Source organism: Aquimarina sp. AWH4_224, assembly GCF_056160245.1.
The window spans coordinates 251,284-265,249 of the sequence record NZ_JBSWWU010000008.1; the positions used below are offsets into that span (position 1 = coordinate 251,284).

17 protein-coding genes are annotated in these 13,966 nt (G+C 34.8%); 12 read left to right on the forward strand and 5 right to left on the reverse strand.

The genetic code is table 11. The annotated features are described in order from the left end of the window. Both ACXAGJ_RS16865 and ACXAGJ_RS16870 read right to left on the reverse strand, forming a co-directional pair. Entirely contained in the window at positions 1-630 is a 630-nt protein-coding gene (locus ACXAGJ_RS16865) for a hypothetical protein (protein ID WP_473286127.1), read from the reverse strand. Between the two features lie 6 nt (positions 631-636). Then, a complete protein-coding gene (locus ACXAGJ_RS16870; protein ID WP_073314852.1) occupies positions 637-1,131 on the reverse strand; it encodes an RNA polymerase sigma factor in 495 nt (164 codons plus the stop codon). Between the two features lie 309 nt (positions 1,132-1,440). Here ACXAGJ_RS16870 and ACXAGJ_RS16875 point away from each other — a divergent pair, with 309 nt between their 5' ends. The 11 genes from ACXAGJ_RS16875 to ACXAGJ_RS16925 all read left to right on the forward strand — a co-directional run bounded on the left by ACXAGJ_RS16875 (position 1,441) and on the right by ACXAGJ_RS16925 (position 11,505). Beyond that, entirely contained in the window at positions 1,441-2,172 is a 732-nt protein-coding gene (locus ACXAGJ_RS16875) for a LytTR family transcriptional regulator DNA-binding domain-containing protein (protein WP_474841296.1), read from the forward strand. A gap of 1,026 nt (positions 2,173-3,198) precedes the next feature. Beyond that, a complete protein-coding gene (locus ACXAGJ_RS16880; protein WP_474841297.1) occupies positions 3,199-4,497 on the forward strand; it encodes an NAD(P)/FAD-dependent oxidoreductase in 1,299 nt (432 codons plus the stop codon). A 176-nt stretch (positions 4,498-4,673) separates the two neighbouring features. Further along, positions 4,674-6,827, forward strand: coding sequence for a TonB-dependent receptor (locus tag ACXAGJ_RS16885; RefSeq protein ID WP_474841298.1), 2,154 nt, complete (start codon positions 4,674-4,676; stop codon positions 6,825-6,827). Between the two features lie 18 nt (positions 6,828-6,845). After that, the gene (locus ACXAGJ_RS16890) at positions 6,846-7,268 is read left to right on the forward strand and encodes a DUF2141 domain-containing protein (protein ID WP_474841299.1); all 423 of its coding nucleotides are present in this window, start codon (positions 6,846-6,848) and stop codon (positions 7,266-7,268) included. A gap of 96 nt (positions 7,269-7,364) precedes the next feature. Next, positions 7,365-7,988 carry a hypothetical protein gene (locus ACXAGJ_RS16895; RefSeq protein ID WP_474841300.1) on the forward strand — a complete coding sequence of 208 codons (624 nt, stop codon included), beginning with the start codon at positions 7,365-7,367 and terminating at the stop codon, positions 7,986-7,988. Positions 7,989-8,019: 31 nt separating this feature from the next. Further along, a complete protein-coding gene (locus ACXAGJ_RS16900) occupies positions 8,020-9,375 on the forward strand; it encodes a 2TM domain-containing protein (RefSeq protein ID WP_073314862.1) in 1,356 nt (451 codons plus the stop codon). Then, on the forward strand, positions 9,368-9,670 hold the full coding sequence (locus tag ACXAGJ_RS16905; RefSeq protein ID WP_474841301.1) for a 2TM domain-containing protein: 303 nt from the start codon (positions 9,368-9,370) through the stop codon (positions 9,668-9,670). Before ACXAGJ_RS16900 ends, ACXAGJ_RS16905 begins: the two co-directional genes overlap by 8 nt. A gap of 13 nt (positions 9,671-9,683) precedes the next feature. Next, positions 9,684-10,016 (forward strand): 2TM domain-containing protein, encoded by a 333-nt coding sequence (locus ACXAGJ_RS16910; protein ID WP_474841302.1) that lies wholly within the window; start codon positions 9,684-9,686, stop codon positions 10,014-10,016. A gap of 4 nt (positions 10,017-10,020) precedes the next feature. Next, positions 10,021-10,335 carry a 2TM domain-containing protein gene (locus ACXAGJ_RS16915; RefSeq protein ID WP_474841303.1) on the forward strand — a complete coding sequence of 105 codons (315 nt, stop codon included), beginning with the start codon at positions 10,021-10,023 and terminating at the stop codon, positions 10,333-10,335. Positions 10,336-10,383: 48 nt separating this feature from the next. Beyond that, on the forward strand, positions 10,384-10,692 hold the full coding sequence (locus tag ACXAGJ_RS16920; RefSeq protein ID WP_073314868.1) for a 2TM domain-containing protein: 309 nt from the start codon (positions 10,384-10,386) through the stop codon (positions 10,690-10,692). 57 nt (positions 10,693-10,749) lie between these two features. Beyond that, positions 10,750-11,505, forward strand: coding sequence for a LytR/AlgR family response regulator transcription factor (locus ACXAGJ_RS16925; RefSeq protein ID WP_474841304.1), 756 nt, complete (start codon positions 10,750-10,752; stop codon positions 11,503-11,505). A 14-nt stretch (positions 11,506-11,519) separates the two neighbouring features. Here ACXAGJ_RS16925 and ACXAGJ_RS16930 read toward each other — a convergent pair whose 3' ends face one another. Both ACXAGJ_RS16930 and ACXAGJ_RS16935 read right to left on the reverse strand, forming a co-directional pair. Further along, positions 11,520-12,323, reverse strand: coding sequence for a lysophospholipid acyltransferase family protein (locus tag ACXAGJ_RS16930; RefSeq protein WP_474841305.1), 804 nt, complete (start codon positions 12,321-12,323; stop codon positions 11,520-11,522). A 45-nt stretch (positions 12,324-12,368) separates the two neighbouring features. After that, on the reverse strand, positions 12,369-12,965 hold the full coding sequence (locus tag ACXAGJ_RS16935; protein WP_474841306.1) for an NUDIX hydrolase: 597 nt from the start codon (positions 12,963-12,965) through the stop codon (positions 12,369-12,371). A 38-nt stretch (positions 12,966-13,003) separates the two neighbouring features. On the opposite strand from ACXAGJ_RS16935, the gene ACXAGJ_RS16940 reads away from it, so the two are divergent. Further along, a complete protein-coding gene (locus ACXAGJ_RS16940) occupies positions 13,004-13,753 on the forward strand; it encodes a peptidylprolyl isomerase (RefSeq protein WP_474841307.1) in 750 nt (249 codons plus the stop codon). A 45-nt stretch (positions 13,754-13,798) separates the two neighbouring features. Here ACXAGJ_RS16940 and ACXAGJ_RS16945 read toward each other — a convergent pair whose 3' ends face one another. Then, positions 13,799-13,960 (reverse strand): hypothetical protein, encoded by a 162-nt coding sequence (locus tag ACXAGJ_RS16945; protein ID WP_170864561.1) that lies wholly within the window; start codon positions 13,958-13,960, stop codon positions 13,799-13,801. Between the last annotated feature and the right edge of the window lie 6 nt (positions 13,961-13,966).

Genomic DNA, 13,966 nt, shown 5'->3' on the forward strand with positions numbered 1-13,966 from the left:
TTATACTTCTAATTTTTCTAACTCCGTATAATTCCTTTTTAGTCTTCTGGTAATAATACCGTAAATGACTCTATAGAATAACGCAATAAATCCAATAAAGATGAGACCAAGAATAATAGAGCTTACTATAATAATTGTTGTAGACGCTTGTCCCAGATCCGCTTGTTTTTGATAGTGATCTGTAAAGGCTGCCAGATATATAGTAAAAGACATAAAGGTTAATGCAAAGAAACCGATATTAAACCAAACGTAGTATTTAACTGTTTTTCTGGTTCTGAAAATATTTTCCATCAAAACTTTGGCGGAATCCGTAGTTTGAATTTTCTTATAATTTAAATAAAACCGAACCACAAAAAACACGATTACAGCATAATATACTAATGAAAGTCCTACAATAAAGCCGCCACTTAATAGCTCGTCTACTTGCTCTTGTTCTGTATACCCATTTACCCTAAGGAAAATATCCAATAGTACCCATAGCGAGAACTCCAATAGACTGATAATGAAAATCCACTTTACCATCGAGGACGATTTTTTCAAAATCATCTTGTAGATCTCATTATATGATAGTCTTGGCATTGCAGTATCCTGCTTCTTCCAATCTTTTTTTAATAACTCTAATTCATCCATACGGGATTAGGGATTTAATATTTTTTTCAATTTTGTCTTTACCCGATTCATTTTCACTCTGGCATTTACCTCACTAATACCTAAGGTATCAGCAATTTCCTTATAGGATTTATCTTCCAGATACAAAAAGACCAGGGCTTTTTCTATATCGTTAAGCTGCTTTACCGCAGCGTACATTAATTTTAACTGTTGCTCTACCTCATCATCATAATCTTCAGCTTTAATTCTGAAATTCATCGCATCCAGATCCGTAGTTTTTATACTTCTCTTGGATTTCCTATACAACGTTATTGCTGTATTCAAGGCTACCCGATACATCCAGGTGCTAAATTTTGCATCCCCGCGAAATTTGGGGTAAGCCTTCCAAAGTTGAATTGTAATCTCTTGAAACAAATCATTATGTGACTCAGAATCACTGGTGTAGATCCTACAAACCTTGTGAACAATATTTTGATTTTGTTCAAGATTGGTTACAAAACTATGTTCTAATTCTTTATCCATTTAGTCAGTTACACCTTATATGTAGTCGGTAAAACTAATCTGTTACAACTTTTGCTAACAAATTATTACTTTTTTTAAGCAATACAGAAAATGGATATCAATAAAACTTTCTTCATAAAAAGAAGCAAAACCCGTACCAATTTTGTATTTCTTTTGCTATATTTAGTCATCCTAATAGGTTAAAAACTAATTGTCGTTGCCCCTTGTTATCGATGGAAGTAATTACCCTTTTTTAGCCTTTTACCCCTACGACATTGTCTTATTTTTCAAAAATGCATCATGTTTAAAAGTAAAATAATTTAAACACGTATGACGGTTGCTTTGATTGGAAACAATACAGATATTTTAGACACTATAAAAAAATATCTACTGGAACACTTTGCATATATTTTCTCTTGTGAGTCTGTAAGTATATTTGAAGTGCACGATATAAATATTCAAAAATATCAACATGATTTGGTCTTATATGATTTTCCAGAAGATCAGAACAATACAGAAATCATCCGGAAAATTATCAAATCTAAATCATACATATTCCCTATAGTTTCAGAAAATGCTGATATCATAACTTTGTTGAAGCAAAATGATATCAGATACCTAAAAAAACCTATCAATTTTGAAGAGTTACATTTTTTTGTGGACAGTTACTACACTTTTAAATCTAAAGAGTTAGAAATAAAACAAATCATCAAAGAATTAAAACTTACAGCTCCAAAAAGAAGAATTGCCATTCCTCAAGAAAGACAAATTCTTATGATTCCAGTTAATGAAATTCTGTATATAAAAGCAGACATTAACTATTGCAAAATCTTTTTACCCGATAAAGGGAATATCTTAGTTTCCAAAACGCTAAAAAACTTTGAGCAGCAACTTATTAATAACCCAGAATTTTATAGAATCCATCAATCCTACCTCATTAACTTGAACTATATCCAAAAAGTAATCAAGACCAAACTTCTACAGGTAGAAATGAGTAATGGAGAAATCTTATCCATTTCAAAATCCAAACGAACTGAGTTTTTGAATCTAATTCTGAAATAAAAAGAGACACTCCTTACTAAAGTATCTCTTTGTATGACATTGGCGTCATTAATACATTGTATGAACAATGGAAATCCAATCTAATTAAAGTGTATTATTCCTTACTTTTCTGTTCGTTTATTGATTCTTACTTTTCTGTTTAATTTCCCGTATACAAAAAACAAAAACTTAAAGCGTTACAGAGCAGACTATTACTATAGATGCTACTACTAATAAAGACATATAAATATCCAGTGAATTAATTACGAATTTTTTCATGACTGTATTTTTAAGATTAAAATAAAGGTCTACGTATCTAAAGAATACTATAGAATACGTTGCAATTCGGTCTCAATTTCTCCAGTAATAAATTCACGTGTAGAAAAATTGAGAGTAACTTCTATTGGCGATGTGCTAAGAATGTAGTAATGTGTCCGGTGGTGGTAAAGTGTATTTTCTGATCATAACATAACAATTAGGTTAAACAATTCAATTTGGGTATGTTTTTATATTATGACGAAGTATTGTACGTTGTAAAAGTTTCCTGCTAACAACTGATTACAAGAGGCTTCCGTGTATTATAACTTTTACTCATGCAATTTGAGAATTAATCCCTGTTTAAAAAAAATTAATTTATTATTCCGGATTAAAACAGCCCTTTTATGGATTAATTGGTTATTATTTGTACTTTTTTCGTCGCTATAATTTACCAAAAACAAACCTAAAAACACAATTTAATTACGCAAAAACCATAAAAAATCACCGAAAAACTAGGTTAAAAACCACATTTTCAAGAGAAAAAAACCACTCTAATTACTGCAAAACCATAAATCAATAGAAAAATCCAATATAAAATTGTCCATTGAAACACATAAAAATCAGTAAAACATATTTATCTGTATCTAATCTGTTTTTATGTGCTAAATCCCTTCTTCAACTAGCTAATTCCAATTATCTTTGTAGTATTCCATTATTGAATAAATACAACCGGGGAAATAAGATCACTGTTGGAATTTTGATGCTAAACATTATACTAAATAGTAAAATATGAACATACCTTTCTCTAACGTACCTAGATTGGTAATTATTGGTGGTGGTTTTGCAGGTGTTGCTCTAGCCCGAAAAATGATCAAAGAAGACGTCCAACTTGTTTTATTAGATCGACAGAATTATCACACATTTCAACCCCTACTTTATCAAGTATCTACCTCTTCCCTGGAACCTGATTCTATTGCTTACCCATTAAGAAAAATTGTAAAAAGAGGTAAAAATACATTTTTCAGAATGGCAGAAGTAGCATCTATTGACCCCAACCTTCAAAAGGTATACACTAATATCGGTGAAATATCATATGACTACTTAGTAATCGCAACTGGTGCCAAAACCAATTTCTTTGGAAACAAAACTATCCAGGACAACGCAATGCGGATGAAAAATCTCCCGCAGGCTTTGAACCTTCGCAGTTTGATGTTGGAGAATCTTGAGCAGGCTGTAATTACCAGCGATCCTGAAAAAAGAAAGGAATTATTAAACTTTGTATTAGCTGGAGCTGGACCTACAGGTGTTGAGCTTGCCGGAGGTATTGCAGAATTAAAGCTCAATGTACTGCCTAGAGATTATCCGGATATGAATTTTGATGAAATGCAAATTCATTTGATAGAAGGAGCACCTAGAGTATTGCCACCAATGAGCGAAAATGCTTCAAAGAAAGCTACCCAATTTCTGGAAAAATTGGGAGTGCATATTCATGTAAACACTCAGGTTACCAATTACGAGAACAACCTGGTGACCACCAATACAGACCTGACTATCAAAACAGCTACATTCATATGGTCAGCAGGAGTTACCGGTGCACCCGTAAAAGGATTAAAAGCAGAAACTCTTATTCCCAGAGCCAATCGCTATAAGGTAAACTCCTTTAATCAAGTAGAAGGCTATGAAAATGTATTTGCTATCGGTGATATTTCTGTAATGGAAACCAAAGGTTATCCTAAAGGACATCCTATGGTTGCCCAACCAGCCATACAACAAGGAACCCACCTTGCCAAAAACTTAAAGAAATTTTTAAAAGGTAAACCTATGACCCCTTTCAAATATTTTGACAAAGGTTCAATGGCTACTATAGGGCGAAATAAAGCAGTGGTTGATATTGGTAACTTTAAATTTGGAGGTTTTTTTGCCTGGTTCATATGGATGTTTATTCACCTATGGTTTTTGGTTGGTTTTAGAAATCGCTTCGTTACTTTCTTTAATTGGTCTTATAACTATATCAATTATGATAAAGCAGCTCGACTTATCGTAAGGCCATTTAAGAACAAAGAAAACCCTGTTGAAGAAGTAGTTTAACACATCTAATTTCCGATTCAAATACTCCATTACCTACAAATCACATATGCTAGGTAATACCTTTGCACACTAATTATTCAATTGGTCATGGATTTTTGACAGTTCGGTAAGAGTTTGTTTTCGATACTTTGAATAAGGATCATTTTTGTCTCATCAATCAAAAATGATTCTTAAACATGAAACAATTACTAACCATAGCATTTATTCTAACCTCTTATCTAATTCAGGCACAAGCCACCATCAACGGTACTGTAAAAGATCCTTCGGGAATCCCTATACAAGGTGCAAACATTTACCTGGATGGAACCTACGATGGTTCTTCTACAGATGAAAACGGTGCTTTTACTTTTATCACAACAGAAACAGACGTTCAGACCCTGGTCGTGTCGTTCTTATCTTTTGAGACCTATTACCTTACTCAAGACATCAACACCTTAAGCAACCTAACCATCACCCTAAAAGAAGATGTTAACTCTCTGGATAGTGTAATTCTAAACGCAGGAACGTTTTCTGCAGGTGACAATAGTAAAGCTTCTGTACTTACTCCTTTAGATATCGTAACTACTGCCGGAGCAGACGGGGATTTTATAGGAGCACTGCAAACATTACCCGGAACCTCTAATAACGCTGAAGATGGAAGACTTTTTGTGCGAGGAGGAAACGCAGACGAAACCAATGTATATATTGATGGATTACGAGTGTTTCAACCCTTTGCAGCCACTACTAATAATATCCCAACACGTGGTCGTTTTTCTTCTTTCTTATTCAAAGGAACTAATTTCTCTACCGGAGCATATTCTGCAGAATACGGAGATGCACTATCTGGTATCCTTCAACTCAACACCATAGACGAACCAGATCAGAACAAGACAGACCTTCAGTTTATCAATGTTGGATTAGGAGGCGGACATACCAAAAAATGGGAAAACAGCTCTTTAAGCGTAAATGGATTTTATGTAAATCTGAAACCATATCAGGAAATTATATCCCAACGTGTAGAATGGATCAAACCTTATGAATCTTTATCTGGAGAAGCTGTATATCGTCATAAATTAGGTAACGGACTCTTAAAACTTTATGGAGGATTAAGCTATGCAAATTTTGATTTAATACAGGAAGATATCAACATTCCGGAAGGAGTCAATTTTGCTTTAAAAAACAGAAACCTGTACTTCAACTCGTCTTATGCTGCTTCTTTGGGCAATGACTGGAAAATTAATACTGGAGCCAGTTTTGCCAACGATTTCAATGATATTGGAATTAACGATACGTATATTAGAGATGATATCAATAGTTTTCATTTTAAAGTGAAGCTAAGAAAGAGATTCAGTAATCGTTTCAAACTGAATTTTGGAGCAGAGCAATTTATCAATCAATTTACAGAAAAAGTAGAGGTTCCAGAAGTGGACACCTTCAATACCGAATTTGATAACAATAGCACCGCTGCTTTTACTGAAGCCAACATCTTTTTCAGTAAAAAACTAGCTTTACAAGTTGGAGTAAGAGGGGTACATAATTCATTACTGGACTACACCAGGGTATCTCCGAGAGCTTCGTTTGCGTACAAGACCTCTTCAAAATCACAGATATCTCTGGCTTATGGAGATTTTTATCAGGCTCCACAGCAAAATGTACTAAAATTCAATAACACCCTAGATCCCGAAAAATCCTCACACTACATTATTAATTACCTCTATCAACACGATAGAAGAACACTTCGGTTAGAAGGATACTATAAGTCTTATGAAGATCTGGTTAAATTTGATAGTGACCTACCCCAGTTCGATAGTTTGTATAGCAATGAAGGAGATGGGTATGCGGCAGGAGTAGATCTATTCTGGAGAGATAACAAATCCATAAAAAACCTAGAATATTGGGTTAGTTATTCTTATCTGAATACAGAGAGAAACTATAGAAATTATCCAAACAGAGCTACTCCTAATTTTGCAGCAGAACACAACCTTTCACTAGTTACCAAATACTGGATTGGAGATTGGAAATCTCTATTGAGCATGACCTATAACTTCAATTCAGGAAGGCCCTATAATGATCCAAACCAAGGAGTTTTTCAGAATCAGAAAACCAGAACATTCAACTCTCTCAATTTTAGTTGGGCGTATTTATTAAGTCAGCAAAAGATATTGTATTTCTCAGTATCCAATGCGCTTGGGTTTAATAATGTATTCAACTACCAATATTCGAATACGCCAGATGTTAATGGGAATTTTGCCAGAAGAGGGATTCGTCCTACTGCTGATCGATTCTTTGTTGTAGGATTCTTTTGGACCATCAGCGATAATAAAAACGATAATCAATTAGACAATTTATAAACTAAAAATTCAGCAACCATGAAAACTTTTATTCTTGCACTAGCAACGATTTTTATCCTGGGATCTGCTTCAGGGTTTTCTCAAGAAACAACTGCTTCGATCGAAGTGCATATCCAAAATATCAAATCTGACAAAGGGACCCTGCGCATTGGGCTGTATCAAAAGCAGGAAAATTTCTTGGGAGAAGCATTTAAATCTTTGGATATAAAAGCAAACTCCAAGGGAGTTACCGCAACATTTGAGAACATTAAACCAGGAGAATACGCTATTTCCTTATATCACGATAAAGATGACAATGAAAAACTCAACACCTTCTTAAAAATGCCTACAGAGCCCTATGGCACCAGTAATAATGCCAAAGGTCAGTTTGGACCACCAAAATGGGCAGATGCCAAATTCACCGTATCTGACCAAAAAGTAGTACAAAACATTAAACTATAAACATTTCATCATCAAAAAATAACAACTCGGTCAGAAATAGTTCGAAAAAACCCTCAGGCTGAGGATCTTTACGCTGTAATTATAAAAAACACCACCATGAGAATTATTTTAATAGTACTTGCTTTTATTGCCTCTGCAAATATCAACGCACAAGGAGCGTACGAAAAAGGAATGACCAAAGCTTTTGAACTTTGGAAAAACGGAAAACAAGACGAATCTATCAACATGTTCGAACGCATTGCTAGAGCAGAAAAAGAAAACTGGTTACCATTTTACTACGCTGCTCAAGTACATATCATTACTTGTTTTAATATCAAAGACGAAACCGAGGTTCAAACTCGATTAAAAAAAGCTCAGGACTTTTTGAATGAAGCCAAAATTTTCTCAAAAGAAAATGCCGAGATTCTGGTGATGGAAGCGATGTTAAACACTGCTTATGTAGTATCGAATCCATCAGTATACGGACCTACCCTATCAGGAAAAGTAGAAGAGTTATATAGGAGTGCCAAAGGAATAGATCCCGAAAATCCAAGAGCAACATTATATCATGCCGAGTGGAAAATGGGAGGCGCAAAATTCTGGGGTAAAGACCCAAAGGACTTTTGTCCTGAGGTAGAAAAGGCTATCTTGTACTTTGAAAAGGAGTCTAAAAACGAAACGCCTTTTTATCCTAAATGGGGTAAGGACCAAATAACTAGAATTCAGGAAAATTGTAAGTAGTAAGACAATGGATTCTAAAAAACCAGAGTACATGAAGACGTATATTACAAAAATGGTTAAAATCAGTATCGTCATTGCGGTGATCATAGAGATAGCAGAGTTGTTATTCGCTATTGGAGAGCCCATCATTCTTATGGATGTACTGGAAGATACATTAGTCAATTTTGTATTCGCGTTTCCTCTGGCTATGGCCAACTTCTATTTCTTTGATTTTTTAGGCAAATGGTACACCTGGGAAAAACACCCTAGAAAACGATTGTTGTACGGAGCTATTGGTTCTATTATCGTTACCATGATTGTTTTTGGGTTGATAAGAATGATTATCATTGTTGGTATCAAAGGAAGATCTTTTCAAACCTTTTTAGAAAACGAAAAGTTGAGCTACTATTTAATAGGGTTCTTTATCACACTACTGATCTCTTTATTTTTTCATGCTTTTTACTTTTACAAAGAGCTACAAAAAAGAAAGATCACCGAGCAAAAAATAATTGCAGGAACGGCCTCTGCAAAGTTTGCAGCTCTCAAAAATCAGTTAGATCCTCATTTCCTTTTCAATAGTTTAAATGTATTAACATCACTGATTGAAGAAAACCCCAGACTGGCTCAAAAGTTCACCACTTCTTTATCCAAAGTATATCGATACGTTTTGGAACAAAAAAACAAAGAGTTGGTGACCGTAGATGAAGAATTGAAATTTGCAAAGACCTATATGACATTGGTGCAGCTTCGGTTTGAAGATAGTATCATCTTTGAAATGCCAGAGAAAGCTGCAAATCCAGATGCTAGAGTGGTTCCTCTATCATTACAGATATTACTGGAAAACACAGTAAAACACAATGTGGTGATGCCAGAAAAGCCTTTGCACATTAAAATCTATGAAGAAGATGGTTTCCTGATTGTAGAAAACAACTTACAGCCAAAAGAAGTCATCAAGCAAAGCAGCGGTGTTGGTTTAGGAAATGTACAGCAACGATATGCGCTGCTCACCAAAAGAGAGTTTATGGTGTATAAAACTGAGAAAGCTTTTATCGCAAAACTCCCAATGTTAACCAAAAAAATAAAAATAATGGACGCAACAATAGAAAGACCTATTACAAATATTAAAGAACTAAAATACAATCGTGCCAAGGAACGAGTACAGAAAATCAAAGAATTCTACGGAAACTTTATTTCATACATCATCGTAATTCCGTTTTTAGCATTCATCAATTACAGCACGACAGGTTTTGGCATCCCTTGGGTGATATTCCCAATCGTTGGTTGGGGTATTGGAGTCATATTCCACTATGCTGAAGCCTATGACCGCCACCCAATCTTTGGAAAAGACTGGGAAAAGAGAAAGATCAAAAAGTACATGGAAGAATCTAAAAGAAATGGTTATGAATGATTTAAAAGATAGTGAAGCTTACGAAAGAGCCAAAAAGAAGGTAGATGCCGAAAAAGGATTCTACTCTCACCTTACTGCTTATGTGATTATCAATATTGCACTTTTGCTTATGAGCATTGATTTGGATTTTATTTTTCTGAGTTGGGCACAATGGAAATTCTCCTTAACCACTCCAGTTTTATGGGGAATAGGATTACTGATTCATGGAATATGTGTATTTGGACCTAGTATGCGAATCTTTAAAAGATGGGAAGAGGATAAGATAAAGAAACTAATGGATAAAGACGATTTTTAAAAATAAGGCAACTATGAATATGAATGAAAATGAACAAAAGGCTTATCAAGCTGCCAAAAAAAGAGTAGAAAAAGAACGGGATTTTTATATTCACCTAGCCATCTATGTTGTCATTAACATTGCTCTCTTCTTTTTCAAAACAAAACTTTTGGTATTTATTGGTACCGACGATAAGGACGTAGACTTTTTGAAATGGTGGAATTTTAGTAATATCATTACACCTTTGGCCTGGGGGATTGGCTTATTTTGCCATTGGCTTTGGGCATTCGAAAAAGTATTTCTTTTCAGTAAAAACTGGGAAGAAAAGAAGATTAAAAAAATGATGGAAGAAGATGTAAATGAATAAAACTATGCAAACACCAGATCAACAAAAATACGAACGAGCAAAACAGAGAGTTAAAGAGGAAAAGGGGTTTTATATACACCTTACCATATATATTATCATCAATACGCTAATCCTCTTTGTCAATACCAACTTTGAGAGTCAAGGGTTTAAAAACTGGTTACAATGGCATTTGTATGTGACACCAGTACTTTGGGGAATAGGATTACTATTTCATTACATCAAAGCTTTTGACAAAAATCCTTTTTTCAGTAAAAAATGGGAAGAACGAAAGATTGAGGAAATACTTAGAGAGGAAGATGATTTTTTCAAGGACCTCTAAATTAGCATTCCCTTAAACAACAATACACTAACTGCTAAACGAATGATTATGAATAATTTTGAACAACAAAAACGATATGAGCGTGCAAAAGAACGCGTAGAAGAACTCAAAAAGTTTTATAACAACTTGATATCCTACATTATCATTATTGGTTTTCTTGCGGGACTTAACTACTACCAAAACGAATGGAGTTATCCTTGGTTTCTGTGGGCCGCTTTTGGTTGGGGAATTGGATTGGCATTTCACGCCGTAAAAGCATATCGCATCAACCCGATGTTTGATAAAGATTGGGAAGAGCGAAAAATAAGAAAGTATATGGAAGAAGAACAGGACAATCAGAAACAATTGTGGGAATAACAGCCACAACAATTGGATCTTTTTATTGTTTTTCACAAACTAATAACGACATAACCCATGAACGTAATAATCATTGAAGACGAGAAACCTGCAGCCAGAAGATTAAACAGAATGCTCAGCGATTTGGATATCGAAGTACATACCATGCTACATTCTGTGAACGAATCCATCGAATGGTTTAGCAATAACGAACATCCAGATCTCATTTTTTTGGATATACAGCTCAGTGATGGACTATCATTTGAAATTTTTGATACGGTAACCATAAAAAGTGCCATTATCTTTACTACCGCTTATGATGAGTATGCGCTTAAGGCGTTTAAATTAAATAGCATTGATTATTTATTAAAGCCTATCGATGATGATGAATTAGAAGCTGCGGTTACCAAATACAAAGAACAAATCCCCGCAAAGCAACAAATTCAGGTCGACTTTGATGATATCAAAAAGTTATTGATCAATCCTATAGACCGTCAATACAAGAAGCGTTTTACCGCAAAAGTTGGGCAACATCTTAAAATATTCTCTGTAGAGGATATCGAATGCTTCTATTCTGAAAATAAGGGAACCTATTTACATACTACCGATAATAGAAATTATCTGATTGATACTACTCTGGAATCGCTGGAAGAAGAATTGAATCCTCAACAGTTTTTCAGAGTAAGCAGAAAGTTTTATGTAAACATTAATTCCATAAAAGATATTATCTCCTACACCAATTCAAGATTACAAGTAAAGCTCAATAACTTTAATGAACAAGAAATTATAGTATCTAGAGAGCGAGTAAAAGATTTTAAACTTTGGTTAGAATAAAATATAGATAACCACTAATATTCCCACTGTCTTTTTTTGTTCAATTCTTCTTCGGCTTCCAGTTCGGCTTGAGGAATTACTTTTAGAAAAGATGGATGTTGTTCGATAGCAAATTCCAATTTGCTTACAATATCATCTATAGAATCATTATCGTAGTCAATCTGCAAGGGTTCTTTGATGACCATAGATTGTAAAATCCCACGTTTCTTGATACGAATTCCTTTTTTATCAAATGATCTTCGGAAACCATCAATAACTATTGGGATTACAATTGGTTTGTATTGTCTGATAATATGAGCTGTACCTTTACGAATAGGTTTAAAAGGTTTTGTTGTACCCTGCGGAAACGTAATTACCCAACCATCTTCAAGAGCTCTTTTAATATTGGTGATATCACTCATTTTTACCTGTCGGTTCACATCTTTTCCTGCTTCCCTCCAGGTACGTTCTACCGTTATTGCTCCGGCATAGGCCAAAATACGAGCCAGCAATCCAGCTCTCATAGTTTCTTTTGCCGCTACATAGTACAAGTTAAGTTTAGGATGCCAGAGGTAGCCAATATTTTTAATAGAGTCTACTCGCCCACTCAAACTTGCATTAAAAACATGAAACATTGCCACTACATCTGCAAAATATGTCTGATGATTGGAGACAAATAATACATTATTATCTGGAAGATCTTTGATGATCTCACTTCCTTCTATTTGTAATTCGTTGAAACCACGATAACGCCTGTGCGTCATTGATCCCATAATACGAATAAGCCACTTTTTCAAAAACAAAACATGACCAAAAGGATTTCTTTTAAATATTCCCATGTGTAGAAATCTGGTTGTATTTAGATTGCCAAAGATACAAAATCATTATTCCATTGTAGTCTTTAAAAATATTTTAAGCTCACTCAACATCATAGCTGTTGCTCCCCAAACCGTGTAACCATTTAGTTTAAAGGAAGGTACCTCTATATCATTGGCATAAGAAGTCGTTAATCTTTGTGGTATTACATTATGATCATTCAGTAATTCAGACAATGGCACCTCGATTACCTCCGCCACTTCTTCTTCCTGAGCCACAAATTCGGGTCTATGATCGGTAAACCCCATAAAGGGATGTACCCAAAAATTTGATGGCGGAATATATACTCTTGTCAAAGTCTTAACCACCTCAATACTTTTATTAAATACACCTATTTCTTCTTCGGTTTCCCGCAAAGCAGTTTCTTTATAACTGGTATCATAGGTTTCTACTTTTCCTCCGGGTAAAGCAATCTGACCCGAATGGACACCCTCGTAAGTAGGTCTTAGGATCAAAACAATATGAGTTATTGCTTTTTTGGGATAAAAAAGCATCATTACGGCAGCATTCCTGGGGTTTCTTTCTTCAATTTTTAAACGATTCAGCTCCTTGGTTCGCATTTCGGGAGCCATAACAAAATGAGAAGATTCTCCCGGTACTGACATTTTCTTTATTTTTGGAATTAAATTTTTAAACGTATCAAATGTCATTTACCAGATCAATTTTAGTCTTTTGCATTAGCATTTTTGTATTCTCTAATTGTGAAGATACACAATCTAAAAAAAATAAGCAGAAGGATTCCCCATCTGTCACTCAGCAAAAGGTTGAAAAAACAAACGCTTCACCTTCAAAAAAACAAGCTATAGAAAACACTGACACCAACAAAAAGACTGAAGAAGAACCTTTTAGGCTAACCAACGAAAACCTAAGAGAATTTATGGCAGCATACGGAAAAGAAAATCCAGAAACTTTAGTACGAATATCTACGTCTTATGGAGATATTCATATCAAACTATATAAAGAAACGCCATTACACCGAGCAAATTTTATCTATTTGGTCAAACAAAAATACTTTGACGAAACTTTTTTCTACAGAGTGGCCAAAGGTTTTGTGATACAGGGAGGAAATAGTGATCGTGAGCAAATGGCAAGAAAACGTTTTGAAATCGGAGAGTACACCATCCCGCAAGAGCAGGTAAAAGGATTAAAGCATGTACGAGGTGCAGTAGCACTATCAAAACAATGGGTTGATAATCCTTCTAATCGTTCTACTCCTTATGAATTCTTTATTGTTCTAGCCAAACAAGGAGCCAGTCATTTAGATGGGGAACATACCATCTTTGGTAAGGTCGTAAAAGGGATGAATATCGCAGACAAAATATCAAACGTCCCCGTAGATGGCAGCGAATGGCCCAAAGAAAACATCTTCATCAAAGCCGAAGTCATTAAATAATAATTTATATAACAAAAAAAGCGGACCGAGGTCCGCTTTTGTCGTTTAACAAGGAGAAGCAATGGTCTCACATTGGCAGGTATTTCTTGTACCTACATAATATTTAACCCGTTCTTTATACTCTCCCATTGGGTGAGCTAACCCACCTCTTAATTGTGCAATACTGTCTTTACTCAATTGTAACTTTTTGATGTTCTTTTTCTTCATGATATA